Origin of the sequence: Marinobacter sp. M1C (assembly GCF_023314135.1) — a bacterium.
Lineage (GTDB): Bacteria > Pseudomonadota > Gammaproteobacteria > Pseudomonadales > Oleiphilaceae > Marinobacter.
In genome coordinates, this window is sequence record NZ_CP092289.1 from 717,565 (window position 1) to 738,111 (window position 20,547).

Genomic DNA, 20,547 nt, shown 5'->3' on the forward strand with positions numbered 1-20,547 from the left:
TCAACCGTTTTGTCTGACGACTATAGCGGCTTGGTACCACCTGATCCCATCCCGAACTCAGAAGTGAAACAAGCCTGCGCCGATGGTAGTGTGGTTCGTCCATGTGAGAGTAGGTCATCGTCAGACTCTTATTGCTAAATGCCCCGACAGCTCACGCTGCCGGGGCTTTTTTTTGGCTGAATAAAACGAAACCAGCCCAAAACAGGGACGGATTTCAAAGCCGTCCCTCAGTGAAACCGGTCCCCACCTGGTGATTCGCCAATTCCAACGTCATGCATAGGCTTTGAATTCGTGCGGATTTAGTGTTTAATCCAGCGCTTAGTCATTGACACGGGCATCCCTGAATGAAAGCCAAGGTATTGATAACCCGTTTGAATGACGGCAAGATCCATTCCGGACAGTCACTCGCCATGGAGTTTGGCGTTAGCCGCACCGCAATATGGAAGATCGTACGGCGGGCGTTGAAGGAGGGTTTTGATATACGCACCGTGCGTGGCCGGGGCTATCAGTTAGCACACCCTGTGGATTTCCTGAACCAGGAAATTATCGCGAAAAACGTCGGGTCGGCTAGCTCGCGGCCGCTGGCGTTAAGCGTGATCGATGAAATTGACTCAACAAACGCAGAAGTGATGCGCATGCTGGCCAGAGGCGAGAGTGCAATGCCTGTTGTCACCGCCGAAACCCAGACAGCCGGCCGTGGACGGCGCGGCCAGCCCTGGTGTAGTCCGGCGGGCGAGAATATCTATCTGAGTATGGGGTTGTCGTTGTCCGGCGGGTTTTCTGCGGTCGATGGTCTCAGTCTGGTGCTGGGCGTGGCGGTGGCAGAGGCACTGGAGTGCCTTGGAGCTGCGCCGGTAGGGCTAAAGTGGCCGAACGACATTTTCATTGACGGAGCCAAGGTTGGCGGCATTCTTGTTGAGCTGCAGGGTGAGCTTCAGGACGGCGTTGTACACGCCATTGTGGGTCTCGGCCTGAATGTGCACATGACCGCGGCACCAGCCATTGATCAGGCCTGGACCAGTCTCGTGCTTGCGCGGCCGCAAATGACTTGGAGCCGTAATGCACTAGTAAGTGCGCTGATTACTAGTATTGCGGATGCTAGTGACAAATTTCAGAGTGTTGGCTTTGCTGGGTTTCGCAGTTCCTGGCAATCGCGAGATGTGTTTTTTAGTCGTCAACTTATGGCTCGTGACGGCGAGCTACAAGGCGTTGGGCAAGGTATCGATCACAGTGGTAATTATATAGTGCGCACAAATGAGGGCGAGTTCGCTGTACGGTCCGGTGAAATCAGCTTGCGAGTCGCCTCGTGATACTGTTGGTTGACTCCGGAAACACGCGTCTGAAATGGCGGCTTGACCGTCAGAAAAGTGCCGAGGTGCTAGTGCAGGGCGTTGGTCTTTTGAGCGACGCAGATCCACTGCAGGCTCTGTGCTTGCCCAAAGGTGAGCGGGTAATGTCCGTGGCAGTCTCAACTGTCGCCTCTGAGCAGCGCCAGCACAACCTTGTGGCGGCTTTGGAATCGCGGTTTGCTGTCCCGGTGACCTGTTATTGGTCCGAACGTGAGCGCGGTGGGTTGATTAATGGTTATCAGCAACCGGCAAAGATGGGTGCTGACCGTTGGCATGGCATGTACGCCGCTTGGCAGAGGCGTCGGCAGGGTTTTGCTGTCATAGACGCGGGCAGCGCGGTAACCGTCGATTACGTGGCTGCAGACGGCCATCACCTAGGGGGTTACATACTGCCTGGCTTGCAAATGATGTTGCGCAGCTTGAGCAGCGATGCTGCACGTATTGGTTTTGAACCAAAGCCCAACTTAAAGACTCTGCCGGGGCTGTCGACCAACGAATGCGTCAATCACGGGTTGGCCTGGCTAAGCGCTGCCTTTTTAGATCGGGTGTTGGCAGACATACAGAGTTATGGACTACGCGATCTGGTGCTGACTGGCGGCGATGCCTTAAGGCTCCAGCACATAGGTTTGCAAGGGGAGATAGAGCCGGAACTGGTGCTTGATGGCCTGGCAAAAGTTCATCGCGAGCGGTTCTGCGATTAGTTGAGGAGCGCAAATGCACATAGAGTTTAAAAATAATTGGTGGAAACACTTGTCAAGGGTGGCAAAAGCACGGTGATTTCGGCTAAGCTACGCGCTCGTTTTTGAGTGAGGCTGCACTTGGTTGTTGAGTGGCCTGTCCGGTCATAGCAGGTTGCTCTTGGTGAGTCCATTTTGTTGCCTTCAATAAGCGCCAAGGTGTTGCAAAGCCGAAAGATAATCCGTAGTATACCGGCCTCGTTGTTAAGGCGAGTGTGGGCTGGCGTAGCTCAGTTGGTAGAGCAGCTGACTTGTAATCAGCAGGTCGGGGGTTCGATTCCGTCCGCCAGCTCCAATTTAAAGTTTTTGCAGGTCCGCGTAGCGGATTTAGCTCGGAGGGGTTCCCGAGTGGCCAAAGGGATCAGACTGTAAATCTGACGCGAAAGCTTCGCAGGTTCGAATCCTGCCCCCTCCACCATTATTGCTCGCGGGCATCGTATAATGGCTATTACCTCAGCCTTCCAAGCTGATGATGTGGGTTCGATTCCCACTGCCCGCTCCAATTTAGTTCTTGTGCTCATGTAGCTCAGTCGGTAGAGCACATCCTTGGTAAGGATGAGGTCAGCGGTTCGACTCCGCTCATGAGCTCCATTATTTACCGGTCAACGTTACGGTCCTGGTTGATTAGGGAGTTTGTCAGATGTCTAAATCTAAATTCGAACGTAAGAAGCCACACTTGAACGTGGGCACCATTGGTCACGTTGACCATGGTAAGACCACTCTGACAGCTGCTCTGACGCGTGTATGTCATGACGTATGGGGAACAGGTACTGCAAGTGCTTTTGACCAGATCGACAATGCTCCGGAAGAACGTGCGCGCGGTATTACCATCGCCACGTCTCACGTTGAGTACGATTCCCCGAACCGTCACTACGCACACGTAGATTGCCCGGGCCACGCTGATTATGTGAAAAACATGATCACCGGTGCGGCGCAGATGGACGGCGCTATCCTGGTTTGCTCCGCTGCTGACGGCCCTATGCCGCAGACTCGCGAGCACATCCTGCTGTCACGTCAGGTAGGTGTTCCTTACATCGTTGTGTTCCTGAACAAAGCGGACATGGTTGACGATGAAGAGCTGCTTGAATTGGTAGAAATGGAAGTACGCGATCTGCTGGAAATGTACGACTTCCCAGCTGACGACACTCCGATCATCACCGGTTCTGCGTTGATGGCTCTGGAAGGTCGTGATGACAACGAAATGGGCACGACTGCTGTTCGTAAGCTGGTAGAAGCTCTGGATTCTTATATCCCTGAGCCTGAGCGTGCGATTAATCTGCCGTTCCTGATGCCTATCGAAGACGTATTCTCTATCTCTGGCCGTGGTACCGTTGTAACCGGTCGTATAGAGCGTGGTATTGTCAAGATTGGTGAAGAAGTGGAAATCGTGGGTCTCAAAGACACGGTCAAAACGGTTTGCACCGGCGTTGAAATGTTCCGCAAACTGCTCGACGAAGGTCGTGCAGGCGAGAACGTTGGCGTACTGTTGCGCGGCACCAAGCGTGACGACGTTGAGCGTGGTCAGGTTCTGTGTAAGCCAGGCAGCATGAAGCCGCACACCAAGTTTGAGTGCGAAGTGTACGTGCTGAGCAAGAACGAAGGCGGCCGTCATACTCCGTTCTTCAAGGGCTATCGCCCGCAGTTCTACTTCCGTACCACCGACGTCACCGGTGCTTGCGAATTGCCAGAAGGCGTAGAAATGGTTATGCCAGGTGATAACGTGAAGATGGAAGTGACTTTGATTGCTCCGATCGCCATGGAAGATGGCCTGCGCTTCGCAATTCGCGAAGGCGGCCGTACTGTAGGCGCCGGTGTTGTCGCCAGGATTCTCGAGTAATACCCAAGTTAGGGTGTTACTGGAGTGAAAGTGCACTGAGTTGTTTCGGTGCAGGCCAGTAGCTCAATTGGCAGAGCAGCGGTCTCCAAAACCGCAGGTTGGGGGTTCGATTCCCTCCTGGCCTGCCATTTTTTAACATCTAGATACATAAGTTGATTCCTATGGAGTCAAGATCTGTTCAATCAAGCAGCCGCTTAGATGTTGTAAAGTGGCTTGTAGTATTTTTACTGGTCACGGTTGGCGTGGTTGGTAATCAGTATTTTGCTGCTGAGTCTTTGCTTTATCGTGTGATTGCATTAGTAGTATTAGCTGCTATCGCGGCTTTTATTGCAGTGCAAACGTCACGAGGTGGCCGCTTTGCCGCGCTTCTAAAAGAGGCGCGTGTCGAAATTCGCAAAGTGGTTTGGCCCACAAGGCCGGAACTCATACAGACAACAGCTATTGTGATTGTGTTTGTTTTAGTTGTGGCTTTGCTGTTGTGGGTTATGGACTCGCTAATCAGTTTGTTGGTCGCCGGATTTATCGGTTAACGGGAGTGGGCAATGGCTAAGCGCTGGTACGTGGTACATGCGTATTCTGGCTTCGAAAAGCATGTAATGCGCACCCTGAAGGAGCGCGTTGCTCTTAACGGACTGGAAGAGCAGTTTGGCGAGATCCTGGTTCCGACCGAGGAAGTCGTCGAGATGCGCGACGGCAAGAAGCGCAAAAGCGAACGTAAGTTTTATCCAGGATACGTATTGGTCCAGATGGAACTTGAAGACGCAACATGGCATCTTGTAAAGAATACACCGCGTGTTCTCGGATTTATTGGCGGTACGAAAGAGAAGCCTGCGCCTATAACGGAAAAGGAAGCGGACGCGATTTTACGCCGCCTTGAAAGCGGCGCTGACAAGCCTAAGCCGAAGACGTTGTTTGAGCCGGGCGAAGTTGTTCGCGTCGTTGAAGGACCCTTTGCGGACTTTAATGGCGTTGTTGAGGAAGTTGATTACGACAAGAGTCGTGTCAAGGTTGCTGTGTTGATCTTTGGCCGATCCACTCCGGTTGAATTGGAGTTTGGTCAGGTAGAAAAAGACTGATTTAGCAGCAATAAAGTAAAAGCTCGCGCGCCATGGCGTCGCGGGCTTTTTGTGTCTGCAAACGGGGAGCTGAAAAGCGTTTGAACCCATAGGAGAGTTATCATGGCGAAGAAAATTGATGCCTACATTAAGCTACAGGTTGCTGCCGGTAAGGCCAACCCAAGCCCCCCTGTTGGCCCAGCTTTGGGTCAGCGCGGCGTAAATATCATGGAATTCTGCAAGGCGTTCAACGCTAGAACGCAGGATATGGAGCAGGGCCTTCCTATTCCTACCGTGATCACCGTATACAGCGATCGCAGCTTTACGTTTATCACCAAAACCCCGCCCGCGCCGGTACTGCTGCTGAAAGCGGCAGGCGTGAAAAGTGGTTCAGGTAAGCCAAACACTGATAAAGTTGGCAAGGTAACTCGCGAGCAGCTTGAAGAAATCGCGAAAATGAAAGAGCCGGATCTCACCGCCGCCAGTATGGATGCCGCGGTTCGGACCATTGCAGGTACAGCCCGTAGTATGGGTCTGACCGTGGAGGGCCTGTAACATGTCAAAGCCAAGCAAGCGTCAAACGTTGATTCGTGAAAAAGTAGAAGCTGGCCGTGCATACTCAATGGAGGATGCGGTTGCCCTTTTGGTTGAGCTGGGTCAACAGGTCAAGTTCAAAGAGTCTATAGATGTTGCCGTAAATCTGGGTGTGGATGCGCGCAAATCCGACCAAGTTGTACGTAGCAGTACGGTTCTGCCGCACGGTACCGGTAAAACGGTTCGCGTTGCCGTATTTACACAAGGCGCTAACGTCGAGAAAGCCAAAGAAGCCGGTGCTGACATTGTTGGTATGGATGACTTGGCCGATGAAATCAAAAAAGGCATCATGGATTTTGACGTGGTTATTGCCAGTCCCGATGCCATGCGCGTTGTGGGCCAGTTGGGTCAGATCTTGGGCCCCCGTGGCCTTATGCCAAACCCGAAAGTAGGTACCGTAACCCCAGACGTAGCCACAGCGGTGAAAAACGCTAAAGCAGGTCAGGTTCGCTACCGCACCGACAAAAACGGCATTATCCATTCTCCACTGGGTAATGTTGAATTCTCTGCGAAGAACATTCAGGAAAACCTGGAAGCTCTGATTGCAGATTTGAAAAAGGCTAAGCCTTCATCGTCCAAAGGCGTGTATCTGAAGAAGATCACACTGTCTTCGACCATGGGGCCTGGCCTGACTATCGATCAGAGCGCTTTGGAAATCTAAGCGTCTGATCGGTAGTTGCTTTGTAGTCTGGGCGGAAGCCAAGGCTGTCAAAGACCGCAGGCCCCCGAAACTGCTTTGTTGAAAGCGCTACAGGGGTTAAAGCAATACCTGCGCAGACGGTGTGAAGACGTTCTCTGAACCCAAACACCGTTAGGAGCCCGTAGAAAGTTAATCGCAACTGCTGCAGAAAGTGGCAGGTTTTTGAGAAGCTTTCGAGGGCATAGATGGGTTTGCCGGGATTTTCCCGGCGAAATCGAGGAGAAATCCAGTGGCAATTAGACTCGAAGACAAGAAAGCGATCGTCGCTGAAGTCAACGAGACTGCCGGTGGTGCTCTGTCTGTTGTTCTGGCTGACTACCGTGGTGTCACCTCTGGTGATATGACGGCTCTGCGTGCAAGAGCTCGTGCTGAAAATGTGCATCTCCAGGTCGTTCGTAACAACCTGGCTAAGATCGCCATTCGCGGCACAGAGTTCGAGTGCATCGGCGAGGCCCTGGTCGGCCCGACTATTCTGGCTTTTTCGATGGAAGATCCAGGCGCCGCTGCGCGTCTGTTGAAAGATTTTGCCAAAGAGAAAGAAGCGTTCGAAATCAAAGGTCTTGCCGTTGGCGGAGTTTTGATGGGCGCAGACCAGATCGATCGCCTTGCCAAGCTACCAACGCGTCACGAAGCGTTGACTATGCTGGCAGCGGTTACACAGGCACCAATCACCAAGCTCGCACGTACTTTGATCGAAGTTCCAACCAAAGTAACCCGTGCAGTAGCGGCAGTCCGCGACCAGAAGCAAGAAGCTGCTTGATTCTGTTGAACACCATTTTATTATTTTTCGGAGAAAGTCATGGCTCTGTCCCACGAAGAGATTTTGAACGCAATTGCTGAAATGAGCGTAATGGATGTTGTTGCTCTGGTTGAAGCAATGGAAGAAAAGTTCGGCGTTTCTGCTGCCGCTGCTGTTGCCGCTGCACCTGCTGCCGCTGCCGCTGAAGTTGTTGAAGAGCAGACCGAGTTTGACGTAGTATTGACCGGAATCGGCGAAAAGAAAGTTAACGTCATCAAAGCCGTTCGCGAACTGACAGGCTTGGGCCTGAAAGAAGCGAAGGAAATGGTTGACGGCGCTCCTTCTACTATTAAGGAAGGCGCTAGTAAAGCCGAAGCTGAAGAAGCCAAGAAGAAGCTTGAGGAAGCAGGCGCTTCTGTTGAGCTTAAGTAATAGTCGGTTTCTGATCGGCGCCATGCACTAGCATGGTCAGGCTGGTGGCTTATGAGCCATCGGCCTTTTTCTGTTGTATATGCTATAGAGTCTGATCGCGGGTTTTGGTTGATTTTGAGCCACCTGGCCGTAATCAGATTCACGTTCAAGACGGCGCGATATGCCGAGCAATTCGGCCCCGAAGCAGAACAATGGTTGCTTCTTGATACCAGGTATCAGATTTAACGCTGGGGAATGCAGATGAGTTACTCCTACACTGAAAAAAAGCGGATCCGCAAAGATTTTAGTAAATTGCCGTCCGTGATGGATGTCCCCTATTTGCTGTCTATTCAGCTGGACTCGTTCCGGGACTTTCTTCAAAGCGAATCCGCTGCTGAAGATCGCCGGGAAACCGGTCTTCATGCGGCCTTCAAATCCGTATTCCCGATTGCCAGTTACTCTGGTAATGCCGCGCTTGAATACGTGAGTTACCGTATAGGTGAGCCGGTTTTTGACGTCAAAGAATGTCAGCTTCGGGGCGTCACCTATGCCGCGCCTTTGCGCGTAAAAGTTCGCCTGATTATTTATGACCGTGAATCGTCCAACAAGGCGATCAAGGACATTAAAGAACAGGAAGTCTACATGGGCGAAATGCCCCTGATGACTGAAAACGGTACCTTCGTTATCAATGGTACCGAGCGTGTTATCGTTTCCCAGCTGCATCGTTCACCTGGTGTATTCTTTGATCACGACAAGGGTAAGACCCACTCCTCCGGCAAGCTGTTGTACTCAGCCCGGGTGATTCCTTATCGTGGCTCCTGGTTAGACTTCGAGTTTGACCCGAAAGATGCCGTATTTGTGCGCATCGATCGTCGCCGCAAACTGCCGGCGACCATCCTGCTGCGCTCGCTGGGTTACACCTCCGAGCAAATGCTGGCAATGTTCTTCGAAACCTCGAAGTTCCACATTGGTGCTGAAACGTGCAAGCTCGAGCTGGTTCCAAGCCGTCTTCGAGGCGATATCGCAACGTTCGATATTAAAGACAACGACGGTAACGTGATTGCTGAAGAAGGCCGTCGTATTACCGCGCGCCATATCAAGCAGCTTGAAAAAGCCAACATCTCCGAGCTGGTAGTGCCGACCGAGTATCTGTATGGCCGCGTTTTGGCCAAAGACATGATCGACACCAAAACCGGGGAAATGCTGGTTGAGTGTAACGCGGAGCTGACCGCAGAGCTGATCACCACCATCCTGGACGCCGGCGTTACGGACATTGAAACGCTGTACACCAACGATCTGGATTGTGGTCCGTTCATGTCGGACACGTTGCGCAACGATCCTAGCCGTACACCGCTGGAAGCGCTGGTAGAAATTTACCGGATGATGCGCCCCGGAGAGCCGCCCACGAAAGAGTCGGCGGAAAATCTGTTCAACAATTTGTTCTTCTCTGAAGAGCGCTACGACCTGTCTGCCGTCGGCCGTATGAAGCTGAACCGCCGTTTACGCCGCGATGAAAGCACCGGTGAAAGCATTCTGACCCACGCCGATATTATCGACGTGCTTAAGACGCTGATCGACATCCGTAACGGCCAAGGCCAGGTAGACGACATCGATAACCTGGGCAACCGACGTGTGCGTTGTGTCGGCGAGATGGCCGAAAATCAGTTCCGCGTTGGTTTGGTGCGCGTAGAACGTGCCGTGCGTGAGCGTCTGAGCCTGGCAGAAAGTGAAGGCTTGATGCCTCAGGACCTTATCAACGCCAAGCCAGTTGCGGCGGCGGTGAAGGAGTTCTTTGGCTCTAGCCAGCTGTCCCAGTTTATGGATCAGAACAACCCGCTGTCAGAAGTGACTCACAAGCGGCGCATTTCTGCGCTTGGGCCAGGCGGTCTGACCCGTGAGCGAGCCGGCTTTGAGGTTCGCGACGTACACCCGACCCATTACGGCCGCGTGTGCCCGATCGAAACACCGGAAGGCCCGAACATCGGCCTGATCAACTCTCTGGCGACTTTTGCCCGTGCCAACTCCTACGGCTTTTTAGAAAGCCCGTACCGGAAAGTAGCTGATGGCCTGGTTACCGACGAGTTGGTGTATCTGTCTGCTATTGAAGAAAGCAACTACGTTATCGCCCAGGCCAGCGCAGAAATGGACGACGGTAATCGTCTGGTTGAGGAGCTGGTGACGGTTCGTCACCAAAACGAAACCACGGTTATGCCACCGGAAGCGGTTAACTTCATGGACGTGTCACCGCGTCAGGTTGTTTCCGTAGCCGCATCGCTGATTCCGTTCCTCGAGCACGATGATGCTAACCGCGCTCTGATGGGTGCGAACATGCAGCGCCAAGCCGTACCTACGCTGCGCGCACAAGTGCCTTTGGTGGGTACTGGTGTTGAGCGTATCGTGGCCCAGGATTCTGGCGTGTGCGTAACCGCTCGTCGTGGCGGTGAAATTGAAAGTGTTGACGCAGCACGTATTGTAGTGCGCGTGAACAACGAAGAGACTGAAGCTGGTGACGCTGGTGTGGATATCTATAACCTCACCAAATACACCCGCTCGAACCAGAACACCTGTATTAACCAGCGCTCGATCGTGCGCCGGGGCGACGTCATTGCTCGTGGTGACATACTGGCCGACGGTCCATCAGTAGATCTTGGTGAGTTGGCGCTGGGCCAGAACATGCGTATCGCATTCATGCCCTGGAACGGTTACAACTTTGAGGATTCCATCCTTATCTCTGAAAAAGTGGTGCAGGAAGATCGCCTGACCACGATCCATATTCAGGAACTGACCTGTGTGGCGCGGGATACCAAGCTGGGTAGCGAGGAAATTACCGCCGACATCCCGAACGTGGGTGAGAGCGCGCTGTCCAAGCTGGATGAGTCCGGTATTGTTTATATTGGTGCGGAAGTCAGCGCCGGAGATATTCTGGTCGGCAAGGTAACACCGAAAGGTGAAACCCAGTTGACGCCGGAGGAAAAGCTGCTAAGGGCTATCTTCGGTGAGAAGGCGTCTGATGTAAAAGACACCTCCTCCCGTGTGCCGACAGGCACCCGTGGTACGATTATCGATGTTCAGGTATTTACCCGTGACGGCATCGAAAAGGACCAGCGTGCGCAAGTGATTGAAAAGCAGCAGCTGGACAAGTACCGCAAAGATTTGAAGGACGAGTATCGCATTGTTGAAGGTGCCACCTACGAGCGTTTGCTGAACGCCCTTGAGGGCCAGGAAGTGATCAGTAGCCCAGGCCTGAAAAAAGGCAGCAAGCTGGAAGCGGATTATCTGTTGAATTTGCCGCGTCCGGAATGGTTTAAATTGCGCATGAAAGGCGACGATTTGAATGAGCTGCTGGAGAAATCTGAGCAGGGTCTGGAAGAGCGCAAGAAAGATCACGAAGCGCGTTTTGACGACAAGAAAGGTAAGTTGCAGCAGGGTGATGATCTGGCGCCGGGCGTTCAGAAAATCGTCAAGGTGTACTTGGCTATCAAACGCAGCATCCAGCCAGGTGACAAGATGGCGGGTCGTCACGGTAACAAGGGTGTAATTTCGGCGGTTAAGCCGATTGAAGATATGCCGTATGACGAGTTCGGCAACACCGTTGATATCGTTTTGAACCCTCTGGGTGTGCCTTCGCGCATGAACGTCGGCCAGGTTCTGGAAACCCATTTGGGTGCCGCAGCTAAAGGCTTGGGCGAACGTATCAGTCGTATGCTGGACGAACAGCGCAAGGTTGCTGAGCTTCGTAAGTTGCTGGATGAGATTTACAACCATTCGGCCGAAGTGACACAGGCAGATTTGGATTCCCTGAACGATCGGGAGATTCTCGACCTGTGTAACAATCTTCGCGGTGGTGTGCCCATGGCTACGCCGGTGTTCGACGGCGCTCAAGAAGCTGAAGTCAAACACATGCTCGAGCTGGCAGGCCTTAGCACAACCGGTCAGACCCAACTGTTCGATGGTCGTACCGGTGATGCCTTCGATCGTCCGATCACAGTAGGGTATATGTATATCCTCAAGCTGAACCACTTGATCGACGACAAGATGCACGCTCGTTCCACTGGCTCGTACAGCCTGGTGACCCAGCAGCCGCTGGGTGGTAAGGCGCAGTTCGGTGGTCAGCGCTTCGGCGAGATGGAAGTGTGGGCTCTGGAAGCCTACGGTGCAGCGTATACACTGCAGGAAATGCTTACCGTCAAGTCTGATGATGTAAACGGTCGGACCAGAATGTACAAGAACATTGTTGATGGCGATCATCGTATGGAGCCGGGCATGCCCGAATCCTTCAACGTTCTTGTCAAAGAAATTCGCTCGTTGGGTATCGACATCGAGCTAGAATCCGATTGAGCCGAATTGTTTTTGGCAGCGTGAGCGGGCACCAACGGTGCCCGCCCGAGATTAACGCCATCCGGAGCTTTTACTGATGAAAGATTTATTGAATCTTCTCAAGAGCCAGAATCAGAGCAAAGAATTTGACGCCATCCGTATTGGTTTGGCATCACCTGACATGATCCGTTCCTGGTCCTTCGGTGAAGTGAAAAAGCCTGAAACGATCAACTACCGCACGTTCAAACCAGAGCGTGACGGTTTGTTCTGCGCCAAAATTTTTGGTCCAATCAAAGACTATGAGTGCCTGTGCGGAAAGTACAAGCGCTTGAAGCACCGCGGTGTCATTTGCGAAAAGTGCGGCGTGGAAGTGGCTTTGGCCAGCGTCCGCCGTGATCGCATGGGTCACATCGAGCTGGCCAGCCCGGTAGCTCACATCTGGTTTCTTAAGTCGCTGCCGTCACGCATTGGTCTGATGCTGGACATGACTCTGCGCGACATAGAGCGGGTGTTGTATTTCGAATCCTTCATCGTGATCGAACCAGGCATGACCACGCTGGAGCGCGGTCAGCTGTTGAACGACGAGCAGTATTTCGAAGCTCTGGAAGAATTCGGTGATGAGTTCGACGCTCGCATGGGCGCCGAGGCCATCAAAGAACTTCTGCAAGCTATCGACCTGCAGGAAGAAGTTGATCGTTTGCGTGAAGAAATTCCGCAGACCAACTCGGAAACCAAGATCAAGAAATTCAGCAAGCGTCTGAAAATTCTTGAGGCGTTCCTGTATTCCGGTAACAAGCCGGGCGACATGGTGATGACTGTTCTGCCGGTTCTGCCGCCAGACCTGCGCCCCTTGGTACCGTTGGACGGTGGTCGCTTTGCGACCTCTGACCTGAACGATCTGTACCGTCGGGTGATCAACCGTAACAACCGCCTGAAGCGCCTGTTGGAGCTGAACGCTCCCGACATTATCGTGCGTAACGAAAAGCGCATGTTGCAGGAAGCAGTTGACGCGTTGCTGGATAACGGACGCCGTGGGCGTGCCATTACTGGCACTAACAAGCGTCCGCTGAAATCTCTTGCCGATATGATTAAAGGCAAGCAAGGTCGTTTCCGTCAGAACTTGCTGGGTAAGCGAGTCGACTACTCGGGCCGTTCGGTCATCGTAGTAGGCCCGTACTTGCGCCTGCACCAGTGTGGTCTACCCAAGAAGATGGCGCTGGAATTGTTCAAGCCGTTTATTTTTTCCAAACTTGAGCATCGCGGCCTGGCCACCACCATCAAAGCGGCCAAGAAAATGGTCGAGCGCGAAGAGGGTGTGGTCTGGGACATTCTGGACGAAGTCATCCGTGAACACCCGATCATGCTGAACCGTGCGCCTACGCTGCACCGTTTGGGCATACAGGCGTTCGAGCCGGTACTGATTGAAGGCAAGGCTATCCAGCTGCACCCGCTGGTGTGTGCTGCTTACAACGCCGACTTCGACGGGGACCAGATGGCGGTACACGTACCGTTGACTATTGAAGCCCAGCTGGAAGCGCGGGCGTTGATGATGTCCACCAACAACGTGCTGTCACCGGCAAACGGCGAACCTATCATTGTGCCGTCGCAAGACGTAGTGCTGGGTTTGTATTACATGACCCGCGAGCGTAAAAACGCGCTGGGCCAAGGCATGGTGTTTGCCGATGTTAAAGAAGTACATCGCGCTTACGGCGCGGGCAAAGTACACCTGCAAGCCACCGTTAAAGTCCGGGTAAGGGAAGTGGCGATCGCCGAAGACGGCAGCCGCAGCGAGAGTTATAACATCGTGGAAACCACGGTGGGTCGTGCGCTGTTGTTTGACATTGTGCCCGATGGTCTGTCTTACAGCCTGATCAACAAGCCGATGGTCAAGAAAGCGATCTCTAACCTGATCAACATCTGTTACCGCGATGCGGGTCTGAAAGAAACGGTTATTTTCGCTGACCAGTTGATGTACACCGGTTATCAGTACGCCACCGTATCCGGCATTTCGATTGGCTTTAATGACTTCGAAATCCCGCCAGAGAAGTACCAGTTGGTGGATGCTGCGACACAAGAAGTAAAAGATATTGAGAACCAGTACGCGTCCGGTCTGCTGACTCAGGGCGAAAAGTACAACAAGGTTATCGACATCTGGTCACGCGCCAACGACAAGGTCTCTAAGGCCATGATGGAGCGTCTGTCCAAAGAAGCGGTTATGGGGCCTGATGGCAAGCCGTTGATGGATGAGAACGGTGAGCCGGTCATGCAGGAGTCTTTCAACTCCGTGTACATGATGGCCGATTCCGGCGCCCGGGGTTCCGCGGCGCAGATTCGTCAGCTGGCTGGTATGCGTGGTTTGATGGCCAAGCCAGATGGCTCGATCATCGAAACGCCGATTACCGCCAACTTCCGTGAAGGTCTTAACGTACTGCAGTACTTTATTTCCACCCACGGTGCTCGTAAAGGCTTGGCAGACACCGCTCTGAAGACCGCGAACTCCGGTTATCTGACCCGTCGCCTGGTGGATGTGTCTCAAGATTTGGTGGTGACCGAAGTCGATTGCGGAACCACCGAAGGTCTGCTGATGATACCGCACATCGAAGGCGGCGACGTTGTTGTGCCTTTGGGTGCGCGGGTACTGGGCCGGGTAACGGCACGTGATGCGTTTACTCCGACCGACAAAGACAACGCTATTATTATGGCCGGCACTTTGTTGGACGAAAAAGCCATCGAAGCGATTGAAGGCGCTGGTGTCGACGAAGTATGGGTGCGCTCTGCGATTACCTGTAATACCCGACACGGCATCTGCTCCAAGTGCTACGGACGTGATCTGGCGCGTGGTCATCAGGTTAACGTGGGCGAAGCTGTCGGCGTTATTGCAGCCCAGTCTATTGGTGAGCCAGGTACCCAGCTGACCATGCGTACCTTCCACATTGGTGGTGCGGCAAGTCGGGCGTCTGCGGTAGACAATATTCAGGTCAAGCACGGTGGTATTGTTCGCTTGCACAACTTGAAGTCGTTGGAAAAGAGCAACGGTTCGCTAGTTGTTATCTCTCGCTCTTCAGCGTTGGCGATCGCCGATGAACAGGGTCGTGAACGCGAGTGGTACAAGCTGCCTTACGGCGCCGTACTGTCGGTGAAAACCGGCGACGTGATTGAAGCTGGCGTAGTTGTGGCAAAATGGGATCCGCACACTCACCCGATCATTGCCGAAGCCGAAGGTACAGCCAAGTTCGTCAACATGGATCAGGGCATTACCGTGCGCACCCAGACCGACGATCTTACCGGCCTGTCGACGATGGAAGTTATCGATCCGAAAGAGCGCCCGGCCGCTGGTAAGGACATTCGTCCTGCTATCCAGATGTTGGATGAGGCCGGCAACGATGTTGATTTGCCGACGGGAGGCGCGGCGATCTTCTTCCTGCCCGCCAACGCTTTGGTGACTATGGCGAACAGCGCTCGCATCGAGCTGGGTGACGTGGTTGCACGTATTCCCCAGGAAAGTTCGAAGACCCGTGACATCACCGGTGGTCTGCCGCGGGTTGCCGATCTGTTTGAGGCTCGTCGCCCGAAAGAGTCGTCGATTCTTGCGGAAGTCAGCGGTACCGTGTCTTTTGGCAAGGAAACCAAAGGCAAGAAGCGCCTGGTGATCACTCCGCGTGACGCCGATGTTTATGAAGTGCTGATTCCCAAGCACCGTCAGATGAACGTGTTTGAAGGCGAAACGGTTGAAAAGGGTGAGGTAATTTCGGACGGCCCGTCGAACCCGCACGATATTTTGCGTCTGTTGGGTGTTGTTGAGTTGGCAAGGTACATTACCAACGAAATCCAGGACGTCTACCGTCTGCAGGGCGTGGTTATCAACGACAAGCACATCGAAGTTATTGTGCGTCAGATGCTGCGCAAAGTTGAAATCACCGATCCGGGCGATACCCAGATGATTTCCGGCGATTCTGTCGAAATCAACCGGGTACTGGAAGCCAACGAAGCGGCCAATGTCGCCGACAAAGAGCCGGCAAGGTTCGAACGTCTGTTGTTGGGTATTACCAAAGCGTCGCTGGCAACCGAATCGTTTATTTCCGCGGCTTCGTTCCAGGAAACCACGCGGGTACTCACCGAAGGTGCAGTAACCGGCAAACGTGACTACCTGCGCGGCCTGAAAGAAAACGTGGTAGTTGGTCGACTGATACCTGCGGGTACCGGTCTGGCGTATCACGCTGCACGTCGTCGCAAGCGCGAACTGGAACAGCAGGGCGTGACTGCGGCCGATGTTGAAGAAGCACTGAGCGCCGAACTCAACCGCGAAGGCTGAGTTAAACGGCGGCCACCTAGGGGTAGTTACTCACACCTGGGTGGTTAAAAAGAGAACAGTCATCTTGACTGTCCGGGGGCGTAGGCTTAAACTTGCGTCCCCTAAATTTTACCCCCTTCATTGGGGGTAGATTTCATTTATACGGTTTTTTGGAGTTTGCTTACATGGCAACGATTAATCAGTTGGTGCGTAAGCCTCGTAAGCGCAAGGTAGCCAAGAGCGATGTTCCTGCTCTTCAGGCATGTCCTCAGCGCCGTGGTGTGTGCACTCGTGTGTATACCACAACGCCAAAGAAGCCGAACTCAGCACTGCGTAAAGTGTGTCGTGTTCGTCTTACTAACGGCTTCGAGGTTTCCTCTTACATTGGTGGTGAAGGTCACAACCTTCAGGAGCACAGTGTTGTGCTAATCCGGGGTGGTCGAGTAAAAGACCTTCCGGGTGTGCGCTATCACACTGTTCGCGGAACACTGGACACCCAAGGTGTACAGAACCGTAAGCAGGGCCGCTCCAAGTACGGTACAAAACGACCCAAATCCTGATTTTAGATCGGGTGTCTTTTGTCGTTGCTTGTTAGAACGATGAGAGTAAGGCTGAGTAGCTAATGCTATCTCAGGGGTTCCTGAAGACCTTTTGACATTAAGGGCTTATCGATGCCTAGAAGAAGAATTGCAGCAAAGCGGGAAATCATCCCAGATCCTAAGTTCGGCAGTGCACGTCTTGCCAAATTCATCAACCACGTGATGGAAAGCGGTAAAAAAGGCGTAGCAGAGCGCATTGTTTATGGCGCGCTCACTATTGTTGCCGAAAAATCCAAAGAAGAGCCGATCGACATGTTCGAAAAGGCACTGGAGAACATTCAGCCGATGGTAGAGGTTAAGTCTCGTCGTGTGGGTGGTGCTACCTACCAGGTGCCGGTCGAAGTACGGCCTTCCCGTCAGCACGCGCTGGCTATGCGTTGGCTCGTTGACTTTTCACGAAAGCGCGGTGAGAAATCCATGGCGCAGCGCCTGGCCGGGGAAATCCTCGATGCTGTAGAGAGTAAGGGTGCCGCCGTCAAGAAGCGGGAAGATGTTCACCGCATGGCAGAAGCCAACAAGGCGTTCTCTCACTTCCGTTTCTAAACAGCCGAGGTTTATACAGTGGCACGTAAGACTCCGATTAAGCGATATCGAAACATTGGTATTGTTGCGCACGTTGATGCGGGCAAAACCACAACCACCGAGCGGGTCCTGTTCTACACAGGTGTCTCGCACAAAATCGGTGAAGTCCATGATGGTGCGGCGACCATGGACTGGATGGAGCAGGAGCAGGAGCGTGGTATTACTATTACGTCTGCTGCAACGACCTGTTTTTGGCAGGGTATGGACAAGCAGTATCCTGAGCATCGCATCAATATTATCGACACTCCGGGACACGTTGACTTTACCATCGAGGTAGAGCGTTCATTGCGTGTGCTTGACGGCGCTGTTGTTGTGTTCTGTGGTTCTTCCGGTGTTGAGCCGCAGTCCGAGACTGTGTGGCGCCAGGCCAATAAGTACGAAGTGCCGCGCATGGTGTTCGTCAACAAGATGGATCGGGCTGGTGCTAACTTCCTGCGCGTAGTTGGTCAGATCGAAAAGCGCCTGGGTGCAAAATGTATTCCGGTTCAGTTGCCGATTGGCGCGGAAGAGGATTTTGCCGGTGTAATCGACCTGATTCGTAATAAGGCGATCTACTGGAATCCGGACGATTCTGGCGTAACTTATGAGCAGCGTGATGTTCCTGCCGAGATGGCGGACGAAGTGGCCCAGTATCGCGAAAAGATGATGGAAGCGGCTGCAGAAGCGAACGATGAACTAACCATGCGCTATCTCGACGAAGGCGAGCTCAACGTCGAAGATATCAAGAAAGGTCTTCGGATGCGCACCCTGGCAAACGAGATCGTTGTCGCGACCTGTGGTTCTGCGTTCAAGAATAAGGGCGTCCAGGCAGTGCTGGATGCGGTCGTTGAGTTCTTGCCGGCACCGGATGAAGTTAAGGCGATTCGTGGTGAAGTTGACGAAAACGGGGCTGAAGAGACCCGTAAAGCTGACGACGCTGCGCCGTTTGCCGCTTTGGCATTTAAGATTGCGACAGATCCCTTTGTTGGCACTCTGACGTTCTTTCGGGTTTATTCTGGCACACTTCAGTCTGGTAACGCCGTCTACAACTCCGTAAAGGGGAAAAGAGAGCGTGTTGGCCGTATGGTCCAGATGCATGCTAAGGACCGTCAAGAGATCAAGGAAGTTCTTGCAGGCGATATTGCTGCTGCAATTGGTCTGAAGAACGTCACCACCGGCGATACTCTATGCGACGAGAACCACAAGATTGTTCTTGAGCGTATGGAGTTTCCGGATCCGGTTATTTCTGTAGCGGTTGAGCCAAAGACAAAAGCCGATCAGGAGAAGATGGGCGTTGCACTTGGTAAGCTGGCTCAGGAGGATCCGTCCTTCCAGGTCCGTACTGACGAAGAGTCTGGTCAGACGATCATCTCCGGTATGGGTGAGTTGCACTTGGATATCATCGTTGATCGCATGCGTCGTGAGTTCAACGTTGAGGCCAACATCGGTAAGCCCCAGGTGGCCTATCGTGAGTGCATCCGCAAGTCGGTGGATGTTGAAGGCAAGTTTGTGCGTCAGTCGGGCGGTCGTGGTCAGTACGGTCACGTTAAAGTCAGGATTGACCCGCTGCCCCTGGACAAAGAAGACGCCGAAAACTTCATCTTCGTCAACGAAATCGTTGGTGGTACTGTGCCCAAGGAATATATCCCGGCGGTTCAGCAGGGTATCATTGAGCAGATGCAGAACGGCTGTCTGGCTGGTTACCCGTTGCTGGGTATCAAAGCAACCTTGTACGACGGCTCCTTCCACGATGTGGACTCCAACGAAATGGCGTTCAAAATCGCGGGTTCCATGGCGATGAAGAAGGGCGCGCTAGAGGCGAGTCCGGCTTTGCTGGAGCCGATGATGAAGGTTGAGGTGGTGACACCTGAAGATTACATGGGTGATGTGGTAGGTGACCTGAACCGTCGTCGTGGCCTGATTCAGGGCATGGAAGACGGTGTTAGTGGAAAGATCGTGCGTTGCGAAGTTCCGTTGTCGGAAATGTTCGGTTACGCCACAGATCTGCGCTCCGCTACTCAGGGCCGTGCGTCCTATGCGATGGAGTTTTCGCGGTACGCCGAAGCGCCGAATAACATTGCCGAAGCAATTATCAAAAAGGGTTGATACCCAAGACTTGAGTAACAGGAAGAGGTGTAACTGTGTCTAAATCTAAATTCGAACGTAAGAAACCACACTTGAACGTGGGCACCATTGGTCACGTTGACCATGGTAAGACCACTCTGACAGCTGCTCTGACGCGTGTATGTCATGACGTATGGGGAACAGGTACTGCAAGTGCTTTTGACCAGATCGACAATGCTCCGGAAGAACGTGCGCGCGGTATTACCATCGCCACGTCTCACGTTGAGTACGATTCCCCGAACCGTCACTACGCACACGTAGATTGCCCGGGCCACGCTGATTATGTGAAAAACATGATCACCGGTGCGGCGCAGATGGACGGCGCTATCCTGGTTTGCTCCGCTGCTGACGGCCCTATGCCGCAGACTCGCGAGCACATCCTGCTGTCACGTCAGGTAGGTGTTCCTTACATCGTTGTGTTCCTGAACAAAGCGGACATGGTTGACGATGAAGAGCTGCTTGAATTGGTAGAAATGGAAGTACGCGATCTGCTGGAAATGTACGACTTCCCAGCTGACGACACTCCGATCATCACCGGTTCTGCGTTGATGGCTCTGGAAGGTCGTGATGACAACGAAATGGGCACGACTGCTGTTCGTAAGCTGGTAGAAGCTCTGGATTCTTATATCCCTGAGCCTGAGCGTGCGATTAATCTGCCGTTCCTGATGCCTATCGAAGACGTATTCTCTATCTCTGGCCGTGGTACCGTTGTAACCGGTCGTATAGAGCGTGGTATTGTCAAGATTGGTGAAGAAGTGGAAATCGTGGGTCTCAAAGACACGGTCAAAACGGTTTGCACCGGCGTTGAAATGTTCCGCAAACTGCTCGACGAAGGTCGTGCAGGCGAGAACGTTGGCGTACTGTTGCGCGGCACCAAGCGTGACGACGTTGAGCGTGGTCAGGTTCTGTGTAAGCCAGGCAGCATGAAGCCGCACACCAAGTTTGAGTGCGAAGTGTACGTGCTGAGCAAGAACGAAGGCGGCCGTCATACTCCGTTCTTCAAGGGCTATCGCCCGCAGTTCTACTTCCGTACCACCGACGTCACCGGTGCTTGCGAATTGCCAGAAGGCGTAGAAATGGTTATGCCAGGTGATAACGTGAAGATGGAAGTGACTTTGATTGCTCCGATCGCCATGGAAGATGGCCTGCGCTTCGCAATTCGCGAAGGCGGCCGTACTGTAGGCGCCGGTGTTGTCGCCAAGATTCTCGAGTAATCTACTCGTAGGATCTGGA

Annotated in this window: 15 protein-coding genes, 5 tRNA genes and 1 rRNA gene; all 21 read left to right on the plus strand. The window is 53.2% G+C overall.

Annotated elements, in window-relative coordinates:
* The first annotated feature begins 12 nt into the window (after nucleotides 1-12).
* The 21 genes from rrf (at nucleotide 13) to tuf (MIH19_RS03520) (ending at nucleotide 20,528) form a co-directional block, all read left to right on the plus strand.
* Nucleotides 13-126 (plus strand): 5S ribosomal RNA (gene rrf / locus MIH19_RS03420).
* A gap of 218 nt (nucleotides 127-344) precedes the next feature.
* Nucleotides 345-1,310, plus strand: coding sequence for a biotin--[acetyl-CoA-carboxylase] ligase (locus tag MIH19_RS03425; RefSeq protein WP_249007571.1), 966 nt, complete (start codon nucleotides 345-347; stop codon nucleotides 1,308-1,310).
* Nucleotides 1,307-2,050 (plus strand): type III pantothenate kinase, encoded by a 744-nt coding sequence (locus MIH19_RS03430; protein WP_249007572.1) that lies wholly within the window; start codon nucleotides 1,307-1,309, stop codon nucleotides 2,048-2,050. The genes MIH19_RS03425 and MIH19_RS03430 overlap by 4 nt, the downstream gene beginning before the upstream one ends.
* Before the next feature lie 255 nt (nucleotides 2,051-2,305).
* Nucleotides 2,306-2,381 (plus strand) — tRNA-Thr (locus MIH19_RS03435).
* Between the two features lie 39 nt (nucleotides 2,382-2,420).
* Nucleotides 2,421-2,504: transfer RNA gene (locus MIH19_RS03440), tRNA-Tyr, on the plus strand.
* A 9-nt stretch (nucleotides 2,505-2,513) separates the two neighbouring features.
* Nucleotides 2,514-2,588: transfer RNA gene (locus tag MIH19_RS03445), tRNA-Gly, on the plus strand.
* A gap of 13 nt (nucleotides 2,589-2,601) precedes the next feature.
* Nucleotides 2,602-2,677 (plus strand) — tRNA-Thr (locus tag MIH19_RS03450).
* A 49-nt stretch (nucleotides 2,678-2,726) separates the two neighbouring features.
* Nucleotides 2,727-3,923, plus strand: coding sequence for an elongation factor Tu (gene tuf / locus MIH19_RS03455; RefSeq protein WP_249007573.1), 1,197 nt, complete (start codon nucleotides 2,727-2,729; stop codon nucleotides 3,921-3,923).
* Between the two features lie 52 nt (nucleotides 3,924-3,975).
* Nucleotides 3,976-4,051, plus strand: a tRNA-Trp gene (locus tag MIH19_RS03460).
* 33 nt (nucleotides 4,052-4,084) lie between these two features.
* Nucleotides 4,085-4,453 (plus strand): preprotein translocase subunit SecE, encoded by a 369-nt coding sequence (gene secE, locus MIH19_RS03465; protein WP_098419658.1) that lies wholly within the window; start codon nucleotides 4,085-4,087, stop codon nucleotides 4,451-4,453.
* 12 nt (nucleotides 4,454-4,465) lie between these two features.
* The gene (nusG, locus tag MIH19_RS03470; RefSeq protein ID WP_007350514.1) at nucleotides 4,466-4,999 is read left to right on the plus strand and encodes a transcription termination/antitermination protein NusG; all 534 of its coding nucleotides are present in this window, start codon (nucleotides 4,466-4,468) and stop codon (nucleotides 4,997-4,999) included.
* Nucleotides 5,000-5,101: 102 nt separating this feature from the next.
* Complete coding sequence (gene rplK, locus MIH19_RS03475; protein ID WP_249007574.1) at nucleotides 5,102-5,533, plus strand: 50S ribosomal protein L11; 432 nt, start codon at nucleotides 5,102-5,104, stop codon at nucleotides 5,531-5,533.
* Nucleotide 5,534: 1 nt separating this feature from the next.
* Nucleotides 5,535-6,233, plus strand: a complete 699-nt coding sequence (gene rplA / locus MIH19_RS03480) for a 50S ribosomal protein L1 (RefSeq protein WP_249007575.1) — start codon at nucleotides 5,535-5,537, stop codon at nucleotides 6,231-6,233.
* Nucleotides 6,234-6,501: 268 nt separating this feature from the next.
* Complete coding sequence (gene rplJ / locus MIH19_RS03485; RefSeq protein ID WP_249007576.1) at nucleotides 6,502-7,032, plus strand: 50S ribosomal protein L10; 531 nt, start codon at nucleotides 6,502-6,504, stop codon at nucleotides 7,030-7,032.
* Between the two features lie 39 nt (nucleotides 7,033-7,071).
* Complete coding sequence (gene rplL / locus MIH19_RS03490) at nucleotides 7,072-7,443, plus strand: 50S ribosomal protein L7/L12 (protein ID WP_007350510.1); 372 nt, start codon at nucleotides 7,072-7,074, stop codon at nucleotides 7,441-7,443.
* Between the two features lie 240 nt (nucleotides 7,444-7,683).
* Nucleotides 7,684-11,760, plus strand: a complete 4,077-nt coding sequence (rpoB, locus tag MIH19_RS03495; RefSeq protein WP_249007577.1) for a DNA-directed RNA polymerase subunit beta — start codon at nucleotides 7,684-7,686, stop codon at nucleotides 11,758-11,760.
* A gap of 76 nt (nucleotides 11,761-11,836) precedes the next feature.
* The gene (gene rpoC, locus MIH19_RS03500) at nucleotides 11,837-16,051 is read left to right on the plus strand and encodes a DNA-directed RNA polymerase subunit beta' (RefSeq protein ID WP_249007578.1); all 4,215 of its coding nucleotides are present in this window, start codon (nucleotides 11,837-11,839) and stop codon (nucleotides 16,049-16,051) included.
* A 164-nt stretch (nucleotides 16,052-16,215) separates the two neighbouring features.
* Nucleotides 16,216-16,590 carry a 30S ribosomal protein S12 gene (gene rpsL, locus MIH19_RS03505; RefSeq protein ID WP_018405045.1) on the plus strand — a complete coding sequence of 125 codons (375 nt, stop codon included), beginning with the start codon at nucleotides 16,216-16,218 and terminating at the stop codon, nucleotides 16,588-16,590.
* 111 nt (nucleotides 16,591-16,701) lie between these two features.
* A complete protein-coding gene (rpsG, locus tag MIH19_RS03510; RefSeq protein WP_007350506.1) occupies nucleotides 16,702-17,172 on the plus strand; it encodes a 30S ribosomal protein S7 in 471 nt (156 codons plus the stop codon).
* Nucleotides 17,173-17,190: 18 nt separating this feature from the next.
* Entirely contained in the window at nucleotides 17,191-19,296 is a 2,106-nt protein-coding gene (gene fusA / locus MIH19_RS03515; protein WP_249007579.1) for an elongation factor G, read from the plus strand.
* A gap of 35 nt (nucleotides 19,297-19,331) precedes the next feature.
* A complete protein-coding gene (gene tuf, locus MIH19_RS03520; RefSeq protein WP_014869911.1) occupies nucleotides 19,332-20,528 on the plus strand; it encodes an elongation factor Tu in 1,197 nt (398 codons plus the stop codon).
* Nucleotides 20,529-20,547: the final 19 nt, after the last annotated feature.

Coding starts and splice junctions, on each gene's coding strand:
- MIH19_RS03425 (WP_249007571.1), top strand. CDS start 345: ATGAAAGCCAAGGTATTGATAACCCGTTTGAATGACGGCAAGATCCAT.
- tuf (WP_249007573.1), top strand. CDS start 2,727: ATGTCTAAATCTAAATTCGAACGTAAGAAGCCACACTTGAACGTGGGC.
- secE (WP_098419658.1), top strand. CDS start 4,085: ATGGAGTCAAGATCTGTTCAATCAAGCAGCCGCTTAGATGTTGTAAAG.
- nusG (WP_007350514.1), top strand. CDS start 4,466: ATGGCTAAGCGCTGGTACGTGGTACATGCGTATTCTGGCTTCGAAAAG.
- rplK (WP_249007574.1), top strand. CDS start 5,102: ATGGCGAAGAAAATTGATGCCTACATTAAGCTACAGGTTGCTGCCGGT.
- rplA (WP_249007575.1), top strand. CDS start 5,535: ATGTCAAAGCCAAGCAAGCGTCAAACGTTGATTCGTGAAAAAGTAGAA.
- rplL (WP_007350510.1), top strand. CDS start 7,072: ATGGCTCTGTCCCACGAAGAGATTTTGAACGCAATTGCTGAAATGAGC.
- rpoB (WP_249007577.1), top strand. CDS start 7,684: ATGAGTTACTCCTACACTGAAAAAAAGCGGATCCGCAAAGATTTTAGT.
- rpoC (WP_249007578.1), top strand. CDS start 11,837: ATGAAAGATTTATTGAATCTTCTCAAGAGCCAGAATCAGAGCAAAGAA.
- rpsL (WP_018405045.1), top strand. CDS start 16,216: ATGGCAACGATTAATCAGTTGGTGCGTAAGCCTCGTAAGCGCAAGGTA.
- rpsG (WP_007350506.1), top strand. CDS start 16,702: ATGCCTAGAAGAAGAATTGCAGCAAAGCGGGAAATCATCCCAGATCCT.